The organism is Leptospira broomii serovar Hurstbridge str. 5399 (assembly GCF_000243715.2).
GTDB classification, from domain to species: domain Bacteria; phylum Spirochaetota; class Leptospiria; order Leptospirales; family Leptospiraceae; genus Leptospira_B; species Leptospira_B broomii.
The window spans coordinates 1,923,764-1,943,360 of the sequence record NZ_AHMO02000008.1 but is presented as its reverse complement, the minus strand read 5'-3'; the positions used below and the strand labels follow the sequence as shown (position 1 = coordinate 1,943,360).

General features: G+C 43.4%; 19 protein-coding genes. 15 read left to right on the top strand and 4 right to left on the bottom strand.

What is annotated here, in order from left to right; genetic code table 11:
• Nucleotides 1–85: 85 nt before the first annotated feature.
• The 3 genes from LEP1GSC050_RS14665 (at nucleotide 86) to LEP1GSC050_RS14655 (ending at nucleotide 2,706) form a co-directional block, all read left to right on the top strand.
• Nucleotides 86–1,237, top strand: a complete 1,152-nt coding sequence (locus LEP1GSC050_RS14665; RefSeq protein ID WP_020987388.1) for a hypothetical protein — start codon at nucleotides 86–88, stop codon at nucleotides 1,235–1,237.
• Between the two features lie 156 nt (nucleotides 1,238–1,393).
• Complete coding sequence (locus LEP1GSC050_RS14660) at nucleotides 1,394–2,110, top strand: MIP/aquaporin family protein (RefSeq protein ID WP_010571964.1); 717 nt, start codon at nucleotides 1,394–1,396, stop codon at nucleotides 2,108–2,110.
• A gap of 47 nt (nucleotides 2,111–2,157) precedes the next feature.
• Nucleotides 2,158–2,706, top strand: a complete 549-nt coding sequence (locus LEP1GSC050_RS14655; protein ID WP_010571963.1) for a DinB family protein — start codon at nucleotides 2,158–2,160, stop codon at nucleotides 2,704–2,706.
• Nucleotides 2,707–2,710: 4 nt separating this feature from the next.
• Here LEP1GSC050_RS14655 and LEP1GSC050_RS14650 read toward each other — a convergent pair whose 3' ends face one another.
• A complete protein-coding gene (locus tag LEP1GSC050_RS14650; protein ID WP_232225732.1) occupies nucleotides 2,711–2,890 on the bottom strand; it encodes a KTSC domain-containing protein in 180 nt (59 codons plus the stop codon).
• A gap of 107 nt (nucleotides 2,891–2,997) precedes the next feature.
• On the opposite strand from LEP1GSC050_RS14650, the gene LEP1GSC050_RS14645 reads away from it, so the two are divergent.
• Together LEP1GSC050_RS14645 and LEP1GSC050_RS14640 are read left to right on the top strand one after the other, a co-directional pair.
• The gene (locus LEP1GSC050_RS14645) at nucleotides 2,998–5,031 is read left to right on the top strand and encodes a PP2C family protein-serine/threonine phosphatase (protein ID WP_010571961.1); all 2,034 of its coding nucleotides are present in this window, start codon (nucleotides 2,998–3,000) and stop codon (nucleotides 5,029–5,031) included.
• Nucleotides 5,032–5,146: 115 nt separating this feature from the next.
• Nucleotides 5,147–6,379 (top strand): TCR/Tet family MFS transporter, encoded by a 1,233-nt coding sequence (locus LEP1GSC050_RS14640; protein ID WP_010571960.1) that lies wholly within the window; start codon nucleotides 5,147–5,149, stop codon nucleotides 6,377–6,379.
• Nucleotides 6,380–6,437: 58 nt separating this feature from the next.
• Here the strand turns inward: LEP1GSC050_RS14640 and LEP1GSC050_RS14635 are convergent, their stop codons facing one another.
• A complete protein-coding gene (locus LEP1GSC050_RS14635) occupies nucleotides 6,438–7,088 on the bottom strand; it encodes a hypothetical protein (RefSeq protein WP_010571959.1) in 651 nt (216 codons plus the stop codon).
• A 143-nt stretch (nucleotides 7,089–7,231) separates the two neighbouring features.
• On the opposite strand from LEP1GSC050_RS14635, the gene LEP1GSC050_RS14630 reads away from it, so the two are divergent.
• The 10 genes from LEP1GSC050_RS14630 (at nucleotide 7,232) to LEP1GSC050_RS14585 (ending at nucleotide 17,914) form a co-directional block, all read left to right on the top strand.
• Nucleotides 7,232–8,236 carry a hypothetical protein gene (locus LEP1GSC050_RS14630; RefSeq protein WP_010571958.1) on the top strand — a complete coding sequence of 335 codons (1,005 nt, stop codon included), beginning with the start codon at nucleotides 7,232–7,234 and terminating at the stop codon, nucleotides 8,234–8,236.
• 403 nt (nucleotides 8,237–8,639) lie between these two features.
• The gene (locus LEP1GSC050_RS14625) at nucleotides 8,640–10,040 is read left to right on the top strand and encodes an imelysin family protein (RefSeq protein ID WP_010571957.1); all 1,401 of its coding nucleotides are present in this window, start codon (nucleotides 8,640–8,642) and stop codon (nucleotides 10,038–10,040) included.
• 46 nt (nucleotides 10,041–10,086) lie between these two features.
• Entirely contained in the window at nucleotides 10,087–11,682 is a 1,596-nt protein-coding gene (locus LEP1GSC050_RS14620; protein ID WP_020987672.1) for a di-heme oxidoreductase family protein, read from the top strand.
• 114 nt (nucleotides 11,683–11,796) lie between these two features.
• Nucleotides 11,797–12,927 (top strand): imelysin family protein, encoded by a 1,131-nt coding sequence (locus LEP1GSC050_RS14615; protein ID WP_020987303.1) that lies wholly within the window; start codon nucleotides 11,797–11,799, stop codon nucleotides 12,925–12,927.
• A gap of 107 nt (nucleotides 12,928–13,034) precedes the next feature.
• Entirely contained in the window at nucleotides 13,035–13,451 is a 417-nt protein-coding gene (locus LEP1GSC050_RS14610; RefSeq protein WP_010571953.1) for an MAPEG family protein, read from the top strand.
• An 809-nt stretch (nucleotides 13,452–14,260) separates the two neighbouring features.
• The gene (locus LEP1GSC050_RS14605; RefSeq protein WP_040911376.1) at nucleotides 14,261–14,983 is read left to right on the top strand and encodes a phosphate signaling complex PhoU family protein; all 723 of its coding nucleotides are present in this window, start codon (nucleotides 14,261–14,263) and stop codon (nucleotides 14,981–14,983) included.
• A gap of 177 nt (nucleotides 14,984–15,160) precedes the next feature.
• Complete coding sequence (locus LEP1GSC050_RS14600; RefSeq protein WP_010571950.1) at nucleotides 15,161–15,640, top strand: group II truncated hemoglobin; 480 nt, start codon at nucleotides 15,161–15,163, stop codon at nucleotides 15,638–15,640.
• Between the two features lies 1 nt (nucleotide 15,641).
• Entirely contained in the window at nucleotides 15,642–16,652 is a 1,011-nt protein-coding gene (locus LEP1GSC050_RS14595; protein WP_010571949.1) for a bestrophin family protein, read from the top strand.
• A gap of 138 nt (nucleotides 16,653–16,790) precedes the next feature.
• Entirely contained in the window at nucleotides 16,791–17,420 is a 630-nt protein-coding gene (locus LEP1GSC050_RS14590; protein ID WP_010571948.1) for a CDGSH iron-sulfur domain-containing protein, read from the top strand.
• A gap of 128 nt (nucleotides 17,421–17,548) precedes the next feature.
• A complete protein-coding gene (locus tag LEP1GSC050_RS14585; protein WP_040911374.1) occupies nucleotides 17,549–17,914 on the top strand; it encodes a winged helix-turn-helix transcriptional regulator in 366 nt (121 codons plus the stop codon).
• A 29-nt stretch (nucleotides 17,915–17,943) separates the two neighbouring features.
• On the opposite strand, the gene LEP1GSC050_RS14580 is transcribed toward LEP1GSC050_RS14585, so the two are convergent.
• Together LEP1GSC050_RS14580 and LEP1GSC050_RS14575 are read right to left on the bottom strand one after the other, a co-directional pair.
• Entirely contained in the window at nucleotides 17,944–18,612 is a 669-nt protein-coding gene (locus tag LEP1GSC050_RS14580; RefSeq protein ID WP_010571946.1) for a hypothetical protein, read from the bottom strand.
• Nucleotides 18,609–19,310, bottom strand: coding sequence for an alpha/beta hydrolase (locus tag LEP1GSC050_RS14575; RefSeq protein ID WP_010571945.1), 702 nt, complete (start codon nucleotides 19,308–19,310; stop codon nucleotides 18,609–18,611). The genes LEP1GSC050_RS14580 and LEP1GSC050_RS14575 overlap by 4 nt, the downstream gene beginning before the upstream one ends.
• Nucleotides 19,311–19,597: the final 287 nt, after the last annotated feature.

Sequence of the window (19,597 nt, the reverse complement as noted above, 5' to 3'; positions counted from 1 at the left end):
CTTGACGTCAAGGTAATTGAGCATTAAATCCCCCATATATCTTGATGTAAAGATACTTTATCTGAAGACAAATGAGGGATGAAAAATGAAACTCAGCGTTATTTTAAGCTTAGTCGGAACGATCCTTTGCATATTTTTAGCACCGATACAATCCTATATTTGGAACGGGGACCATTCCCCTACCGCCATCTTGAATATCCGATCCAATCTCAAAACTTTCTTAGATTTAGGAAAGATCCTATTTCCTAAATCCTCGGAATATTACATTTTTGGAAAACTTTTCCTGCCGGTATACGCGGGTATACTTTATGGACTTTATCGACTACATGCGATAAGAAGAATTTCCGAATCATCCGAACGAATTTATCGCGTACTCATGGTTTTATTCTGTATAGCCGCTTTCGGAAATTCTCTCGCCTATTGGGCCGCAGAATTTTGGGGGGAAATCTTTAGAACGATCGGATTCAGATGGATCGAAGCGCCTGCCATTTTCCTGTCTTTAGCTTGCTTTATTTTTTTAGGAAATTCTATAGGGAAAAAAGATAAGCTTCTCGGCATCTCGTTTCTGCTTCTTCCGATCTTTATGATAGGATCTACGTTTTTTTTCCGCTATCTTCCCCACGGCGCAATCCTGCCGGTTAGCCTACTCATTTCCGGATTACTTCTCTCCTCAAGCGAGGCTCCCTGGCTTATTAAGCTCCGAACCTTACTCCTTCATTTAAGTTCGAACCGATCGATTTTTCTACTCGTTTTAGCTGCACTCGTTTGCGCCGGCGCAATGCAACTATTGGAAAGAATGATCCCGATATCTGAGGGTAATAATCTGCCTGTTAAAATGGATTTTCGGCCCTTCTCCACAGTCGACGACGCTTTAACGGTCTTCACCGCGTACGGTCGAACGGGCATGCTTTTATATTTCTGGATCGATATGGTCGATATGATTTTTCCGATCCCCTTATTTTTAGCGATCGGAGCAATTACGTTCAGATTTTGTGCCGAAGCAGGGCTTACGACTTCCTTAAGTTTGATCCCCCTCGGATTTTTGGTTTTTGACCTATTGGAAAATTCCATAATACTGCTAGTTATATTCGAATTCCCGAATATAACTCCGGTAATTGCGGCCTTGGGCGGAACGATCACCGCTTACAAACTCGGATTCTTGTTCGCATCTTTTTTTCTTTTCGTAATTTCCCTTGTAGGTTTGAGTTTCTTTCGTGTTGGAAAAATCGATCCGTAAGCGATCATTTCCGCAACGAGCCGTCCGATTAAGGATCGACCTTGAACCGAGTATCGTGATTGTAAAAGATTATGGGATGGAAAGTAATGAAAACCAAATAATCCTGTTGCAGTATTGATTTACCTCTCCAAATTTGTATTCCTTCGGGGGACAAATATGCTCACTCCTTTTTTTGGGGAATTCTTAGGAACATTCGTTTTAATCCTGCTGGGCGACGGCGTCGTCGCAGGCGCCCTATTGGAACATTCCAAATCAAAAGATAGCGGTTGGATAGTGATCACAGCCGGATGGGCTTTTGCAGTGCTTTTGGGAATCTTAACCGCAAACGCCTTCGGTAGCGTCGACGCGCACTTGAACCCGGCAGTAACGTTGGCATTCGCCGTTCAATCGGGAGATTTCTCTAAGTTGATTACGTATGTTCCAGCTCAGGTGTTAGGCGCCTTCCTTGGATCAGTATTCGTATACGTTCATTATCTGCCGCATTGGAAAGAAACGAAAGACCCCATGCGGATTTTAGCCGTATTCTCGACTGAGCCCGCCATTAGACACAGGGTTGCGAATTTCACGAGCGAGTTTTTGGGCACATTCATATTAATCTTAGGCGTATACGCGATTTTCTCTCCGCAAATCAAAGGATTAACGTCTCATTTAGGAGCGTTCTTAGTTGGACTTTTAGTTTGGAGTATCGGACTTTCCATGGGCGGCACGACCGGATACGCAATCAATCCCGCCCGGGATTTCGGACCGAGGCTTGCGCATTTTCTACTACCAATTCCAGGAAAGGGTTCTTCAAGATGGGAATATGCGTGGTTACCCGTAGTCGCTCCACTCTGCGGCGGAGCTTTTGCGGGATTCCTACTTCGGCTTTTATGAACTCTGCCGCTCTTTATTTTTGATTATCTTCGATAGGGAAATTACTCATGTTGTTTCATAAAAATCTTATTAGTCTTTCTGAATATAACTTATGGATGAACGATAATATTTACGAATCAGCGGAAAAATTAAGCGACGAAATTCGGAAAAAGGATATGGGGGCTTTCTTCGGCTCCATTCATGGTACGTTAAATCATATTCTTTGGGCGGATAAAAATTGGTTGGGTAGATTCGTCGATGGAGGCTATGGGTCCGCGATTTTGGACCAGAACATCGCGTTCAAAGAACAATCTCAAAGTTCGAATCCTCACTATGAAATCTATTCGGATTTTTCAAAGCTCAAATCGGAAAGAAAGAGTTTAGACGAGAAATTGATTCGTTGGGTAAAGGAAGGTCTTTCCGAGGAAATTATCCGACAAGATCTCGAATACAAAAGTACGAAAGGCGTTCCGTTTTCCACTCCGATTTACGAAGTTCTAACCCATTTCTTTAATCATCAAACTCATCATCGAGGGCAGATCACTACTCTCTTGTTTCAAAACGGTATAGACCCGGGAATCACCGATTTCATATATTTCACTCGAATCAAAGGTTGATTCTCTATTTTATATATTGCCGCCAGAACTCCGCTTTGGACGGAGAAGACATGAACGCAACATACAGATCGAAAGAAATTTCCGAATAAATTAGAATCTCATTCGTGTGAAACTCGATTTCCAGAATCCGGGAATCCTTATCGTAACCGATTGCTTTAATTAATGGTGAAGTAACGAAATGCATTTCCAATGTTTGGTTCGCCGCCGAATATTCCGATTTTGATTCGCAAAGTTTTTTGCCTTAAAAAGAGTTAGACATCCTTTTAAAAACTCTGTACTTTGCGTAGTCTGGTGAACGTTTTTTTTATTATTTTTTCCATCTTTATTTTATTTCAAGGGAATACGTATGCCTCTCCTTCGCAAAGCGCGATCTTTGAAATGTCCGGTAGCGAAGATGAAGTCGTATCTTTAGAAGGAAATTGGCAGTTCGTTTACGGAAGTTTCGTCGATCCGAAGCAAGCGGCGGATTTTACGTCTTGGGGAACTCTCTCAATTCCGGAATCGTGGCAAGGCAAAACCGTCGGTAATAAAATCCTTCCTCGTGAAGGAATCGCAACCCTCAGATTGGTTCTCCATTTCTCTCCGAATTCTCTCGGAAAAGATTATCAATTGTTTCTACCCGATTTTGCTTCGGCGTACCGCCTCTATATCGACGGAAAATTGACGTATTCGTCCGGCTTACCAAGCGCTGAAGCGAAGCAAGAAATTCCTCGTCTGAAACCGACCTACATCTCGATTCGTCCGAATTCACACTCTGTCGAAATTCTTTTACAAGGTTCGAATTGGGTAAATAATTTCGGAGGTTTTTGGCAAGTGCCAAAAATCGGATCTGCGTCCGCAATGGAGCTGGAAAAAACGTTCGTTCAGTCAAGAGAAGCGTTTCTTTTCGGAGGTTTGCTTTTAATCGGCCTATATCATATAGGGTTGTTCCTGTTTCGACGCAAAGAATTGTCGATTTTATATTTCGCGATCTTCTGCTTTCTTTTATCGCTTCGAATCATCCTCGTAGGGAACAGACTTCTCCTGGATATTCTCCCCGAATTCGCCTGGGATTCCCTTTTCAGATTGGAATTTTTTTCATTTTATACCGCCGTCCCGATATTTCTTCTGTTCTTACATTCGTTGTTTCCGTTAAACACGCATCGATCGATCGTAATAGGTAGCATTGTTTTATCAGGAATTTATAATATTTCATTATTATTCCCAGTTTCTTTCTTTACGAAGATAATCGATCCTTTCCAGATCATAACGGCTTTTTGCATCGTATATACGATTGTAGCGGCAGGTATCGCCGCATACCGCAAGCAAGAGGATGCTATTCTTTTCTTAGGCGGATTTATTGCTTTCGGTATAACCGTCGGTGCGGATTTGATTTGGGATCGATTGAATATCCGAGGAGCGAATTTATCTCCGTACGGCTTACTGCTGTTTACTCTTTGCCAATCCTTAGTTTTATCCAGAAGAATAGCGAGAGCCTTCAGGAAATCGGAAGAATTGACCGAAAACCTTCAGATCTCCAACAACGCGCTAAATATACTAAAGGATAATCTGGAAGCATTGGTCCTCGAAAAAACCTCCGAACTTAATCGCTCATTAGATCATATTCGTAAAGATTTACTGGTCGCTCAAAGCATACAGAAAAAACTCTTCCCGGAAAATTCGGAAGCTTTCCGTGAAATAAGGTACTCGGTAAAATATCTTCCTAAAGACGAAGTAGGCGGCGATTTTTACGACTTATTCGAAATTTCTCCCGGAATCTTTCGCGTTTTCTTGGCCGACGCCACTGGCCACGGGGTCCAAGCCGCGTTAGTCACAATGGCAATCAAGGCGGAATACGAAGGAATTAAATATGGAGCAAAAGACCCGGCCTTTTGCCTGTATCTTTTGGATGATAAATTCCAAAGAAAATTCTCCTCTCTGGGAACGATTTTTTCTTCATTTATCGTGGATATTTATGCGAAGGAAGATCGTATCGTGTATGCGTCGGCCGGTCACCCCGATCAGATACTTCTGGTGTCGTCCGAGCTATCGCCTTTGCGCCGGACCGGACCGATCATCGGGCTTCGAAACAATAAAGGTTATGAAAACGCCGAGAGGTCGTTTCGCTCGGGAGACAGGCTATTTCTATTTTCCGACGGAGTTTTCGAGCAATTTAATTCTCAGAGAGAAGCCTGGGGAGAGCGCAGATTGCAACTTCGATTAAAGGAACTGTCGAAAGAGCCCATAGAAACTATTCCCGATATCGTTCTTCAAGATATCGAGGCTTGGTTAGGACAGACGCTTCCCCAAGACGATATCAGCCTCATAGCCGTTGAAAGAGTGTAGCGTGTTCGAAAATAGAATAAATGGCTTTACGAAAAACGAATGCGAAATTCTCCTTATGTCGGAATTCCCATTTAACATCTCGAAATGATTTCAAATTTAGTTTAAGGATCCATCCATGACAGTCGCCAAAACGGGCGCCCTCCGCTTTATTCTAATCACTCTACTGATCGATTTCACCGGATTCGGCATCATAATCCCGGTGGTTCCAAAGCTCATCGAACAATTAATCGGCGGGGATCTGAGTCAGGCCTCTCTCCATGGAGGTTGGCTTACGTTCGCGTATGCATTTACTCAATTTATTTTTGCGCCGATTTTAGGCGGTCTAAGCGATCGTTTTGGAAGACGACCGGTATTACTCGCCTCTCTATTAGGATTAGGAATAGATTATGTATTTTTGGCTTTTGCCCCGGACATTTGGTGGTTGTTCATCGGACGAATCGTAGCCGGACTCACCGGAGCTAGTTTCAGCACGGCAACGGCTTATATTGCTGACATCAGCACTCCGGAAAAACGTTCCCAAAATTTCGGCTTAATCGGAGCGGCCTTCGGAATCGGATTTATTATAGGACCGGTCATCGGAGGAATCTTCAGCAAGTTCGGGCCAAGAGCACCGTTCTTAGTCGCAGCCGCCTTATCTCTTTTAAATTGGATTTACGGATATTTCGTACTTCCCGAGTCTTTGTCGAAGGAAAACAGAAGGGAATTTGAATGGAAACGAGCCAATCCGATCGGCTCGCTGGTTCAAATGAATAAACTCCCGGGGGCGCTCTCCGGACTATTGCTTTCCATCGCTCTTCTATTCATCGCAAACCATTCTTCCGAATCGACCTGGACGTATTTTACGATGGAGAAATTTCAATGGAACGAGGAATTGGTAGGATACTCTCTTGGAGTTGTAGGAATCACGATCGTATTCGTGCAGGGATTCTTACTCCGAGTTATCATTCCGAAGCTGGGTCAAAAGAACGCAGCGTATTTGGGAATCTTTGTCAGAATTTTCGTGAGCATTCTCTTCGCCTTATCGACCCAAGGATGGATGATGTACGCGCTATTGGTTCCATTTGCGTTCAGCTTTCTCGCGACACCTGCAATTCAAGGTTACGTTTCCAACCATATACCGGCTAACGCGCAAGGTGAATTACAGGGAATGATGGGAAGTATCATGAGTCTTACTTCCATCATAGGTCCGGTGATCATGACGAACCTATTCTCCTATTTTACGAAATCCGGCTCGATTCTTTATTTTCCCGGAGCCCCGTTTATTATGAGCTCTTGCTTGGCGATCATGAGCGGAATTATTTGCGTTGCCTGTTTCCGGGCGGAAAAAGAGAGAATTACGACAAACTAATTCGTTTATCCATTAGAAAATATCGCCGAAGGAAATTCCCCGATCTATTTAGGAATTATTATTCTTCCGCATCCTCTTCCAGCCCTAGATAAAAAAGGGCCCAGAGAGTATCGAAAAGAATCTGCATCAGAAGCGCGAATCGCTCCTCCTGATCCTCGATCGATTTATAATCTTCCAAGAGAAAGGAGACGAACGGTTCCAATATGCTTCTTTCCTCTTCGTCGGAAATCCCCTTCAAACTGTCCAAACTGAAGCTTTCGTCTACGGAAATTTCGTATAAAGCGAGTCGAGTATTCAAAATGCGAATAGCCACTTCGATAAGATCGGAATCCGCCATCGTTTGGATCCCTGCATCCTTAAGACCGCCTAAGATTCCGGAAATCGCCTCATCGGTCACGGCTTCGGCGCGTTCTTCGTCTTCTTCGTTGTATGCTTCCGAAATCGCGACCAGGATTTCCGTAGATTGATCAAGAACGTTTGATAGAGCTTCGTCAAAACGATACTCGTCTTCTTCCGTTAATTCTCTCGTGAATCCGGCATCCAAATCGTCATAAAAAGATTCGGGATCATCCGCTTCGCAAGCGGCCGATGCAAACGTTCTGACTATTAGCCAAAACGGAGATTTTTCATGACCGATCCGGCGAATTTCTCCAGCGTAACTGGCCACTGCGTTCTGCCAAGCTTCGGGGGAATAACGGGCGATTTCCATAATAAACTACCCTACTTAATTCTTCGCCCCCGTCGAGCCGGAAATTCGGATAAGCTTCAAGAATTCTTAATCGATAACCGGTATAAACGAACCGACCAGTATTCTGCTTGCGCAGTACGCAATTTCGCGTAACCTCAATCCGCATGAATCAGATTCGAACAAACTTTGACCAGCCTCGCTTTAATAGAAATTCTACAAGCGGACATTATGAAAGTTGGTTCGTGCGAGCCAATCATCCGCATCGTCCCTTGGCTTTCTGGATTCGATATACTATATTCTCCCCTCGTTTACATTCGACCTCAGCAATAGGAGAGGTTTGGGCGATTTATTTCGACGGAGAAGCCGATTCGCACATTAGCTTCAAATCCGAATTTCCCATTCAAGAATGTGAATTCAACGCGGATCCTTTTATTGTCAGAATCGGAGCTTCCTATCTCACAAAGGAAAAAACGATAGGACATGCCGATTCGAAGGATCGGTCTCAAAAAATAGAATGGGATTTATCATTGAGTGGAGGAAGTTCTCCGGTATTTTTATTTCCCGAAAAATACTACGATTCGAACTTTCCCAAGGCGAAAGTCTTAGTAGGTCGACCTTTAGCCATATTTAACGGAGTCTTAAAATTACACGGTAAAGAACTCCCGATAGAAAATTGGAAAGGATCTCATAATCACAATTGGGGGAGCCGACATACGGATCGATATGCTTGGGGACAGGTTTGCGGATTCGACGGCGAACCTGACTCGTTTTTAGAATTGGCGACTGCAAAACTGAAATTCGGTCCTTTTTGGACTCCTGGAATTACTCCTATCGTTCTTCGATTTAGAAATCTTGAATATACCCTGAATGAGCCGATAAAGTCGCTTTTCAGAGGCTCTTATTCCTACTTCGATTGGAAATTTTCCGCATCGTCTCCAAAAATTCGAATCGAAGGAAGGATTCATGCGAATCGATCCGACTTTGCATGCTTACGGTACAATAATCCTCCCGGCGGTTGGAAGTACTGTTTAAATACAAAGCTCGCAAGAGCGGAACTTTTAGTCACCAGAAGCGGGGAAACATCGCCTTTACGACTTATCTCTTCCCGGTCGGCGGCATTTGAGATATTGACCGATGACCCGTCCCATCGGTTACAACCGGAAGTTTAATCCTCGTAGAATTCTACAACTCTTAAGGTCGAAACGGAGTTTCTCCATTACCGAGATTGAACAAATTGTGTTGACAATTTAAGTTCCTAAATATTTCTGAGAATCATCCTCAGTATCAAATTTTAAAAAACGCCTCTCCTTTTCTCTGTACAGGATTTCTTCAATGAATAGATCTAAACAGGAAAGATCCGCGATTATTGGTAAAATTGGGGGGGTTTCAGGGAATACCGGGAGATAAAATTTTCTTGACTTTTATGAGATTGATTCTCATCTGCATTATCAATCTGGTTCCCAATCGGTGCCGGAGGGAGTCATCCCCACAGTTCATCTCTGGCCCCGTTAGGCGAGCTACCTCACGGGGATTTTTCCGGAGAGATTTGAAATTATTTTAGGAGCGAAATCTATGCGTCGGACAATTAACTCTGGAATTCTGGTTATCTTTACCGGAATCCTTTTATCCTGCACGAACGGAAAGAAAGGCGATTCTTCCATGGCGTTAGCGGCGATTCTAGGAAATCAACCGTCGGCCTCGAGAGAACAAGTTGTGAGTCGTTATGCCGATTTGGCGTATGAATCTTATAATAAAAACTATCAGGACCTAGTCGTTTTACAGACCGCAGTAAACGCACTCGTAACGACTCCCAGCGCAGCAAATCTAACTGCCGCCAAGAACGCTTGGATCAAGGCAAGGGCAAGCTACTTACTGACCGAAGCGTTTCGATTTGCCGGAGGGCCCATCGACGTGGCCAGCATTTCAAGTATCAACTGGCAAGGTTGCGGAGCCGGAACGAATTATGCCGGTGACACGACCTATGCTTGTGAGAGTCTGATCAACTCTTGGCCGTTAGACGAAATTGCAATCGACAATTACATTCAGGGGGGAAACAACACTACGAGCTTTGCCTCAATTCTCGGTAAAAACGGGGATATTTCCATTGCATCGGGCGGAAATACGGACTCTACAACGATCATTCTAACCGGATGGCACGCTATCGAATATCTTCTCTGGGGTCAGGATAATTCAGGAAGCCCGCAATCATACAATCAAGTGGCCGGTCTTGGCGATTATACTTGTTTTACGGGTTCTCCAGGCACTTGTAATAGTAATGGACAAGGCGGAACTAACGGTGGAACGGGGAGCAACCGAGGAAATTATCTTAAAACGGTCACTGACGCGTTAGTCGGTCATTTAAAATTAGTCAGAGATTCATGGGGAACGGCGGCAGCACCGGGCGCCTATAGACAAACTTTCCTGGCAGATCCGAACACTTCGCTTACTCAGGTATTTAGAGGATTAGGAAAATTTATCGCCGGAGAATGGGGAGGAGACCGCTTAAAAGGAATTTACGCCCATGATCAGGAAGACGAACACTCTTGCTTTAGCGACAATACCAAATCGGACTTTTACTACGACGCCCAAAGCGTTTTGAATCTTTGGACAGGAAGTTATACATTAGTAAAAGGTAATCCATCGAGTTCCGGACCGGGCCTTTCCGCATTATTGGGCATCCTAGGCCAAGGAAATATACAGTCAGAAATCACTCAGGCAAGGGATACTTTTTGCGTCAATAACGCCGAGAGTATTGCGGATCCGAATTATACCTCTTCCTGCCCGTCCGGATCGATATCAGGGCGTTACGACCAGATCATTATGAACGGGTTCAACGGTTTCCCCGGATCCCAAAGTCCGGATTACCCGACTCTTCAAAACGCTCAAGTTCTGATCGGGGACCGATTGAAACGGGATTTCGTGTCGGCCGCAACAGCTCTGGGCATTACGATCACCGATTTTACTAATAAGTAATATTCCAAGGAACCGAAATCAAGACATAGCTTGAGACTTAAAAAAAATGAACTGTAATCTTAAATCACTCTCTTCGGCCAAATTCGGAAAATTTTTATTTAAGCCGATTCGGCTTTTTTCCGGATTCGGAATCGTTACTCTTTTTTTTGTTTCGCCTTTCTATTCCTGCAAACACGAGTCGAAAAGCAATGTTACAGAAATGGCGCTCATTTTGTTGAATCTAAATCAAGATCCTGGCGAAGCCTATTCCGGAGGTTGGACGACGGTATTCGATAATACGGTAAACGCGTTTAGCCTACCGGCCTTTAATCTACGCTTGGGCGGTTCGACTCAATTCAATACGGGACATGCGTTTTTTAATACGAACTGGTCTCAAGAAGGAAATAGCGCACTTTCCGGTAAAGGGCCCACATTCAATACGAGTTCCTGCCAAGCCTGCCACAAAAAGGACGGTCGGGGAGCTCCCCCGAATAACGGCGCGTCTCCCCCGACGTACGGAGGTTCCTTCGATATAGCGGTGAGTATGCTGATGCGATTGTCCAAGGACGGCGCCAATGCAACGACCGGGGGACCGATCCCGACCGACAACTACGGACTTCAATTAAATCAACAAGGAATTGCAAGTTTTACGAATCTTCATCCCACATCACATACCGTTTCTGCAACTCCGGAAGAAGGGCACGCATCCGTAACGTACAGCTCGGTTGCAGCACCTGTTTGCTCGACTTGTTCCGGCACCACATACTCCGACGGAACTTCCGTTACGCTTTCGCAACCGACGTATTCTTTTTCCGGATGGAACTTCGGAGATCCGACCGTCGCGGCTGGCGGATTCCATTATTCACCCAGAGTAGCTCCGATGATTGCCGGACTAGGATTATTAGAGGCAATACCTGAAAGTACGATTTTATCCTGGGCGGATCCGAACGATGCGGATGGAGATGGAATTTCAGGAAAACCTAATTATGTTTGGGATACTGCCGCAGGAAAAAAAGCCCTCGGTCGGTTCGGTTGGAAAGCGAATGAACCTAGTCTATCTCAGCAGAACCAGGATGCCTTTCTGGGCGATATAGGCATAACGAGTCCCTTAAACCCGACGGATAATTGTCCGGCAATTCAAACAATTTGTTTGGATGCGGCAAACGGCTCGGGCGATCCGGAAATTACTTCTAGCATCGTAGATCCAATAAATTTTTACGGACAACTCGTAGGGGCCCCTGGCAGACGATCCGTCAATGACCCGCAAGTCGTGCATGGAAAACAGTTGTTCATCTCGATCGGTTGTGCTTCGTGTCACAAACCTTTGGTCGTGACAGGTTTCGTACCTGATTTTCCGGAAAATTCTTCTCAGTATATAAAACCTTATACGGATTTACTTTTGCATGATATGGGATCCGGGTTAGCCGATGGAAGAGCCGACTTTGACGCGACCGGAAGCGAATGGAGAACCCCACCTCTTTGGGGATTAGGTTTAATTCAGAATGTTAATGGGCATCAAAGGCTGCTCCATGACGGAAGAGCCAACGGACCGGAAGAAGCGATCCTATGGCATGGAGGAGAGGCGGCAGCGGCAAGATCGAATTTTCAACTACTGTCCGCATCCGATAGAAACGACTTACTTAAATTCCTAAATTCACTGTAAAGCAGGGTAACAATGAAATATCATCGTAACTTCAATTCGACCACCTCAGCTATATTACTTGCGGGTTTCTTTATATTCTTTTCATTTTCTTGCCAACCGAATAAAGGAACAGATATGTCCACAATTGCGTTCTTGCTCGCAGCACAGCCGTCCTATACGGAATTTCTGACTTATTCGGGAAACAGTCTGATCCTGCCTACGCTGCAGGATCTGGAAAATAAAACTTTAAGTCTGACCACTTCTGCCCAAAACTACTGCGCGGATCCGACCAATACGACTAAGCTTGCAAACCTGCAACAAGCTTGGAAAACCGCGAGAAGTTCGTTAAAAAAATCCGAAGTTTTTTATTTCGGCCCCGCCGAAAATCCTCCCGGATACTATTTCACTAATTTAGACGGATTTGAAAAATTACAACGACCCAAATGGAACAATATATCCGCGGTCCTCACAAATACTGCAAGCTTTCCTACGATCAATGAAAGTAGCGTATTAACGTACAGCACAGTTCGAAGAGGTTTTGAAGCGTTAGAAATGTTGATCTTCAGTTCCGATGGGAATGATGCAAATATTTCAAGTACCGCAAATATCATTACCGCCAATAGTTCTAATTCGGGTTATCAGAGAAGACTGGATTATATTCAGGCCGTCGCGCAGGTTATCTATGACGACTCGAGGAACTTGAACACTCAATGGAAATCAACCGGCGGAAATTTTATCGGGAACTACGTCGGCGGTAACGGATATTTTCAATCTTCTAAAGAGGCCTTCGATACATATGTTACGAAAATTGCAAGTTTGGCCGAGGTAGCCCGGGATCAAAAAACGGGAACTCCCGCCGGTTTAAGTCTTAGCTCCGCAGGCACGGCTCATTCGAACTTAACGGAAACAATTTTTTCCAGAAACGCGTATCAAGACTTGTTAGATAACGTTTACGGAATCGAGTTCGCCTATATCGGAAATTCCGGAGATTCTCAAGCGAAATCGCTTTCCTTAATGGTTCAAGCCCAAAATCCTTCGGTAGACACGAACATGAAGAATGCGATTGCGGATTTAAAAACTACTTTGCAGGCAAAAATCACGGGAGCCTCCGACCTGTATGCAGATATAAGCGCCGGATCATCCACGATTAACGCGCAAGTTTCCCCGCTTTGGATAAAATTGAAAACTCTAAGAACGCTTACCGGAACCGATTTGCTTTCGGTATTAGGAGTACCTGCTATGCCGTCTAATGCTGACGGAGATTAGAGATCGGATGACTCGTTATCAAAAGAAGGTTATCAATGATTTTCGTCATAATGGTACTGTTAAATTATTCTTGCCAGAGAAGCGACTTCACTTTCTATTAAAGAACGATGTATAGTTCCCTACATGCTCTCTTATCATTCACTAGCTGGACCTTACTCCTCGGTTTCGGAGTTATTTTATTTCGAGTAACTCAAGTACTTACCGGAAAGAAAAAATCGAACGAATTTCCGGCATGGATCCAACACGGCAGCGACTTCTATTGGAGATTACATAGAGCCCACCTAAATTGTTTAGAGAATCTGCCTATTTTTGCGGTTTTAGTTTTTGCCGGAGCATTATTGGATCCTAATCCGGCTATGTTTGACTTATTCGCTTGGATAGTATTTGCTTCTAGGATTCTCCAAACGTCCGCTCACTTGAGCGGAGGCGGTGTATGGCCGGTAAATATCCGATTTACAGGATTCCTTCTTCAATATGCTTCCTTTGTCTCGATGCTTTACCTTCTGTTACAAAGCTTACCATAATACCTGATCAGATAATATCGGCCTTCTGTAGTGCAAAGGGCATGCGACAACCGTGCCCGCTTTTTCTCACCGCGGTTATGCGAATAGAGTAAAAAGCCGTCGATACTATATTCGTCGTTTAAGTCATCGAACTAATAATCCTGGACCAAAATCTAAAATCATGATTTTTCTTTCCGCCCCTTCTCCTTTCCGAAGTTTCTCTAAATATTTTGGTCACTCCGTTCTAGGAAAATCGAGGAGAAAATTCGGGAATTCTAATAGATAAGATATATTCCAAGAGAAATTTCGACGGTATCATTATCTTGAAGCGATTTCGCAGAATCTTTATCGGTATGGAACATTTCAGAATCGAGTTTTACGAACGTCTATTGTTAAAGATAGATCTTGGACAAATCCTTTTGGAATGCGTGTGTACGTTAGAAATGGAAAATTCATAGGTAAAGTCCGCAACGTTCATTCAACCCCTGGAACAAATCGCCTCTTGAAAATGATTACGCACCAAACAATGATTATTCGATTTAACCAAATCTACCCCAACCGAATCCCGACTTCCGGAAAGAGTTTAATACTAAAGATTGCAAATGAAATAGGGAGCTGATTCGATTACTTCGTACGATACATTAGGTTAAGAAGCTGTAAATCCGGAAGGTCAACTTCTTGGAATAATCGTAATACTGAGTGCGAATCGTAACATAAAGAAGATTCTCGCTTCTGAAATTCGAGAGATGGGTTACAAAGTTCGCCTAAAGAAAAAATCATCTTGACCGTGATTCGAATCCAGATTACATTCTGATTGGTTCAATTATCAGATGGCTTCTAAATTCGATTATCTCAGACGCAACCTGTATGCAATGGCAGAATTATGTCTGGAGCAAATCTTAATTTTAGACGATGCGATCGAACAGGAAAACCCGGACTTAGCTAAGCAAGTAATAGAACGAGACGATCTGATCGATAGTTTAGAAAAACAGAATGATAACCTTTCGCAAAATGCGATTTTAGAAGCGGTTGCCAATCGTAATTTATTGGGAATGGATCAAGTAGACGGCGAGGTCGTTCTAAAAAAAGACCCGCTTCGATTTGCGCTCTCTGCAATAAGAATCAACCGCAATTTGGAAAGAATGGGCGATCAGATCGTGAACTGCGCGACGTGCTACAGGAGAGGGCTATTGCCTAAGGGATTCTTCAGACAAGAAGAAATCCTGGATAAAATGCTCTCCCGAGTCGTAACTTTAGTCGGAATGGCGGTAGAATCTCTCGTGGAAGAAAAAAATCGGTTCTACGGTTCTGTCCATACCGTTGAAGAAGAATTGAACAACCTGTGCAACGGCGCCTTTCTAAAGTTCGTTATGGATCCTAGACTGGATAAAAACCAATTCGCCGATTTATACAGGATGATCTTGGGAATCGAACGGGCCGGCGACTATGCAGTAAATATTGCCGAAGAGCTGGTGCGTCTTAATACAGGAATGGATATACGACATTTATCCGATCCGGTCCAGATCACCGAAAAAGTAAAAACACCCTCTTAAATAAGAACCCCCTGCTCCGTAAAATTCCATTTTTTTCCTATATAGAAATCGACTTATTCCAGTTGACGAATGCCGAAACCGAGGCTCGATGTTCCTATAAATCGAAAGTTTAATAAAATGGGCTAACTTTTTGGTAAGTCCGTTTTATTAAACTTAATATTTATTTAAACTACTACTATGAACGAAAAAAAGAAAATCCCGTCCTTATATGAATGGGCAGGCGGAATGCAGACCTTCGAAAGACTAACGAAACTTTTCTATCAAAAAGTCTTGCAGGATGATTTATTAGAACCTGTCTTTAAGCATATGTCTCCGGAGCATCAACAAAGAGTGGCACATTTCATCGCCGAAGTTTTTGGAGGTCCCAAAACGTACAGTTCGGAAGATGGAAGTCATTACGCCATGATTCAAAAGCATCTTTCAAAACGTTTAACGGAAGATCAAAGAAAACGATGGATCCGACTACTTTTGGAAACCGCCGACGAGATTAATCTTCCCGATGATCCCGAATTTCGATCCGCTTTCGTCGCCTACATCGAATGGGGAACACGAATCGCGGTAAATAACTCGAACACCGACGAGCTGCTCATGAATCCGAATGAACCGATGCCGAAATGGGGATGGGGAGTGCCGGGCGGCCCGTATTTACCGGAGTAAAATGTACACCTCTCGTTCCATAAAACCCGCAATCATGTTCCACTATGCCTGGAAAATGCTTTTGATTTATGCAGCCATCTCCGGTTCCGTTTATTTATTAGTGAATTATTTCGGATTTAAAACCGCAGCTCTTCCTTTCTTGCCGATCAGCCTAATCGGAATGGTGGTCGCGTTTTTCTTAGGATTTAAGAATAACTCGTCCTATGGTCGCCTCTGGGAAGCTCAGCAAATATGGGGCCGAATCGTAAATAACAGTCGTAATTGGGCTTCGATGGTTTTGCATCAGATACGGAATCAGCTTCCGGAAAATTCCTTACGCGAATCGGAGTTTCATCGAATAAGGAAAGAGCTGATATATCGGCAAATAGCTTTTGCAAACGCTTTACGATATCAATTAAGAATGTCTAATACGCGTAGCAAGTCCGATACTGCAAGGAAACTGGTCACACTATCACATCCGGAAGCGGAGAAGAGCGTACGCAAGGAATTAATTCCTTTTTTAGACGAGTCCGAAATTTCATTTCTCGAAACGAAAACAAATCCGGCTGCACACATACTGAACCTACAATACTCGCGATTAACGGAATTACACGATTTGGGAATTTTAGATCCGACGGCAAAATTAGAGATGGCCCGAGTAATCGCCGAGAATTATCAATGTCAAGGAGAATGCGAAAGCATCAAATTATTCCCTTTGCCTCGACAATATTCGTATTTCAGTAAAGTATTCGTATGGATTTTCATACTTCTACTTCCCTTCGGTCTTTTGAGCGAATTCGAAAAAGCGGGCGATACCCTGGTATGGCTTATGATTCCCGCACATATTCTTATCTCCTGGGTTTTTATGGTTACAGAACAGATCGGCGACGATAGCGAAAATCCTTTTGAAAACGCCATTAACGATATCCCAATGACGGCAATCTGCCGAAATATTGAAATTGACTTACGCGAATTTTTGGGCGAAACTGAACTTCCTTCGAAATTAGAACCGATAAACGACATCTTACTATGAAATGATACGAGTTTCAGGCAACGGAACGGTATTTATTTATAATTATTATATATAAATAATATACAATATCAGAATGGGATCTTTTTAAGAAAAAACCGAATTTATTGGAGATGATTTAAAAGCAAGAGGCGGTTTCCTATGGACACGATAAAAGGCAAAAACGTAACTATCTTTTTTGACGGGAACAAATGCATCCATTCTCGTAATTGCGTGCTGAATCGACCCGATGTATTCGTCCCAAACGTCGATGGAGATTGGATTTATCCGGACCGAGCATCGGAAGAGGAAATCAAGCAATTGGCGCTTAATTGTCCTTCCGGAGCAATTAAATTCGAAGCGAATTCAAGTGTATCCGAATCCGCACCTAACGTAAACGTAGTTCGCGTTCGTGAAAACGGGCCCCTCGCATTTAACGCCGATATGGATATTGTCGGGCACGGATTGGAGTTTAGAGCCACTCTTTGTCGATGCGGGGCGTCTAAGAATAAACCGTTCTGCGATAGCAGCCATACCACCATCGAATTCCTTGCGACCGGAGAGCCTACCGCCGAGTCAGAACCGAAAACACTTGCCGCTCGGAATGGTAAGTTGCTGATCACTCCTACCGAAAATGGTCCGTTAAAGGTCCAAGGAAATCTAGAAATTTGTACCGGCACAGGCCACATGATCAATCGTATCGATAAAACGTACCTGTGCAGATGCGGCGGCTCTTCAAATAAGCCTTATTGCGATGGAACGCATAAAAAAATTAAGTTCTCTTCGGAATGATTAATTTCCGGGATTTCGCAACGTCGCAAGAGTCGGCGTAATCCTTACAAGCATTTCATTTAATTCAAAATCGCGATAACGATTTGGAGAGAAATAATTTTTTTCATATTACGAAAACGGTCGGAGCCATGATTGAACTGAATAATAAAACCTTTACCTGTCCTGTCGACGTATCTCTCAGTTTCTTCGTCGGAAAATGGAAGATACTGATACTATCTCATCTTTATCACTTTAAACATAAAAGTTACAAAGATATAAAGGTGAACCTACCCGGAATTTCGGAAAAAATATTAGTTCAGCAACTGAAGGAGTTGGAAGGAAACAAACTTCTGAACAGAGAAATCAAATCCGAAAGGCCGTTACGAGTGGAATATTCTCTGACCGATTTCGGCAGATCGTTGGCGCCGTTATTCGAATTTTTAAGCGAATGGGGAATCGATTACTTAAAGAAAAACGGAATCGATTATATTCAGGATCAACATTTATACAAATAATAGAATAGGGATTTTAAGATCATATTTAACTAAGGTATTTTCTCTCCCTGTTCCAAGTAGCTGGCGAGTTCTTCCTTCAGTCCAAGAGGTAACTGAAGCCCGGAACTCTCGATTCTTTCGTTGTACTTGTTAAACGAAAAACGGTGTCTGGATGTGCCTAGATACGATTGTAAAGCCTCCGAACCCCATTCTAAAATTTCCTTAATGTATTCTTCGTTTTCTTCCAATTTTTCGCAATACGGGATAAATAGCGGCCGATTGACAGGACGGCCTATCGTTCTATAAAATAGAAGTCTTCGTAAAACTTCGTGTTCCTTTAAATGTCCCGATTCAAGGGCTCTTTCAACCATTCTTAAATTGATACAGTCCAAAAATTCCACTTTCAGATTCTCGTCTTTTAAACGTTTGCGAAGACTCGTTTTAATCTCTTCGGCTTCGTAAAGAAAGTTAGGGCAATATTCCGGACATTCATCTTTATGTAGATCGCAATAATGGAGAAGAATACAATCGATATCCGAAGAAGGTTCCACGATACCGAAATTGATCGAACCGAGGATTTCCACGCCCGTCCGAAATCCTTTATCTTCCAGCTCCTTCAACGCGATCCGAAAAGCCTGCATTCTCTTGAGGGCTTCCTTAGTATCGTAGTTCCGATACTTGTTTTTGAGCGCGATATACTTTTCGATAAGATAAGTCATTGGAAGAGATCTTTTAAATAACGGTTCATACCGAGGAGTACTACCTCCGGGATTTCATGTCCACCAGGAAACGCCAGCATCTCCCCTTTCCAGCCCGCTTCTTTTAATAAAGTTTCCAGTTTCTTTGCCGCAGGGTAACCCAGGACAGGATCCATCCGACCATGACTTTGAAAAAAAGGATAGCCTGGAGTCTTTTTGGCTAACAAGGACCATTCCGGTTCATCGATTAGAGTACCCGAAAGTATGACTAATCCTTTCGGCTTCGCTTCCGCTCTGAGAACGATATCGGTGGCGAGCATCGAACCTTGACTAAACCCTCCTAAGACGATTCGATCCATCGGAACATTTAGGGCCTCGATCATTTGCACGGCCTTCTCTCTCGCTTCCTCTAACCCTTTCGGATAACGATCCGAAAAGTCCCGATATCCGCCGGTCATCATTGCCCGTTGCAATGCTTCCATATCGATCGGAAACCAAGCTCGTCCGTTATAACCGGGCATTAAGGGAATTTCCAAGATACCATCAGGAAAAATAAAATTCGTGCCTTTGGGAACATCCATATAAGAATAAAGCGGGAGAAGATCGTAAGCGTTCGCGCCATACCCGTGAAAAAAAATCACGTAAGGTGCATTTGGATCGCCTTTGACCCGAGCGGCCTTCAAAGGACCGATCTGTTCTAATGGAATATTAAGAGACATCTTTTCCTTTCTGAACGATGCACCCCGTCATGGCAATAGGTTTTAAATGCAACAAAATATGGGGGAAATGGAATCGTATTGAACCTATATCGATTCGGGAATTTCTTTCAATTTATCGGCTTTGAAAGCCGAGTCGAAATAATCGTTACGATTAAGATAATCAAATGCGAACAAACGTTCAAATCAACCGAACAGCGTTTTATCAGAAAACTAGTAGTGGAATTTTCCTTGTCGGGATGAGCGTATAAAATGAAGTTTAGCCAGAACAATCGTTCTATTAAGAAAGA

Coding starts and splice junctions, on each gene's coding strand:
- LEP1GSC050_RS14595 (WP_010571949.1), top strand. CDS start 15,642: ATGTACACCTCTCGTTCCATAAAACCCGCAATCATGTTCCACTATGCC.
- LEP1GSC050_RS14575 (WP_010571945.1), bottom strand. CDS start 19,310: ATGTCTCTTAATATTCCATTAGAACAGATCGGTCCTTTGAAGGCCGCT.
- LEP1GSC050_RS14600 (WP_010571950.1), top strand. CDS start 15,161: ATGAACGAAAAAAAGAAAATCCCGTCCTTATATGAATGGGCAGGCGGA.
- LEP1GSC050_RS14610 (WP_010571953.1), top strand. CDS start 13,035: ATGTATAGTTCCCTACATGCTCTCTTATCATTCACTAGCTGGACCTTA.
- LEP1GSC050_RS14580 (WP_010571946.1), bottom strand. CDS start 18,612: ATGACTTATCTTATCGAAAAGTATATCGCGCTCAAAAACAAGTATCGG.
- LEP1GSC050_RS14615 (WP_020987303.1), top strand. CDS start 11,797: ATGTCCACAATTGCGTTCTTGCTCGCAGCACAGCCGTCCTATACGGAA.
- LEP1GSC050_RS14655 (WP_010571963.1), top strand. CDS start 2,158: ATGTTGTTTCATAAAAATCTTATTAGTCTTTCTGAATATAACTTATGG.
- LEP1GSC050_RS14665 (WP_020987388.1), top strand. CDS start 86: ATGAAACTCAGCGTTATTTTAAGCTTAGTCGGAACGATCCTTTGCATA.
- LEP1GSC050_RS14660 (WP_010571964.1), top strand. CDS start 1,394: ATGCTCACTCCTTTTTTTGGGGAATTCTTAGGAACATTCGTTTTAATC.
- LEP1GSC050_RS14625 (WP_010571957.1), top strand. CDS start 8,640: ATGCGTCGGACAATTAACTCTGGAATTCTGGTTATCTTTACCGGAATC.
- LEP1GSC050_RS14650 (WP_232225732.1), bottom strand. CDS start 2,890: ATGCATTTCGTTACTTCACCATTAATTAAAGCAATCGGTTACGATAAG.
- LEP1GSC050_RS14605 (WP_040911376.1), top strand. CDS start 14,261: ATGGCTTCTAAATTCGATTATCTCAGACGCAACCTGTATGCAATGGCA.
- LEP1GSC050_RS14585 (WP_040911374.1), top strand. CDS start 17,549: ATGATTGAACTGAATAATAAAACCTTTACCTGTCCTGTCGACGTATCT.
- LEP1GSC050_RS14620 (WP_020987672.1), top strand. CDS start 10,087: ATGAACTGTAATCTTAAATCACTCTCTTCGGCCAAATTCGGAAAATTT.
- LEP1GSC050_RS14590 (WP_010571948.1), top strand. CDS start 16,791: ATGGACACGATAAAAGGCAAAAACGTAACTATCTTTTTTGACGGGAAC.
- LEP1GSC050_RS14630 (WP_010571958.1), top strand. CDS start 7,232: ATGAATCAGATTCGAACAAACTTTGACCAGCCTCGCTTTAATAGAAAT.
- LEP1GSC050_RS14640 (WP_010571960.1), top strand. CDS start 5,147: ATGACAGTCGCCAAAACGGGCGCCCTCCGCTTTATTCTAATCACTCTA.
- LEP1GSC050_RS14635 (WP_010571959.1), bottom strand. CDS start 7,088: ATGGAAATCGCCCGTTATTCCCCCGAAGCTTGGCAGAACGCAGTGGCC.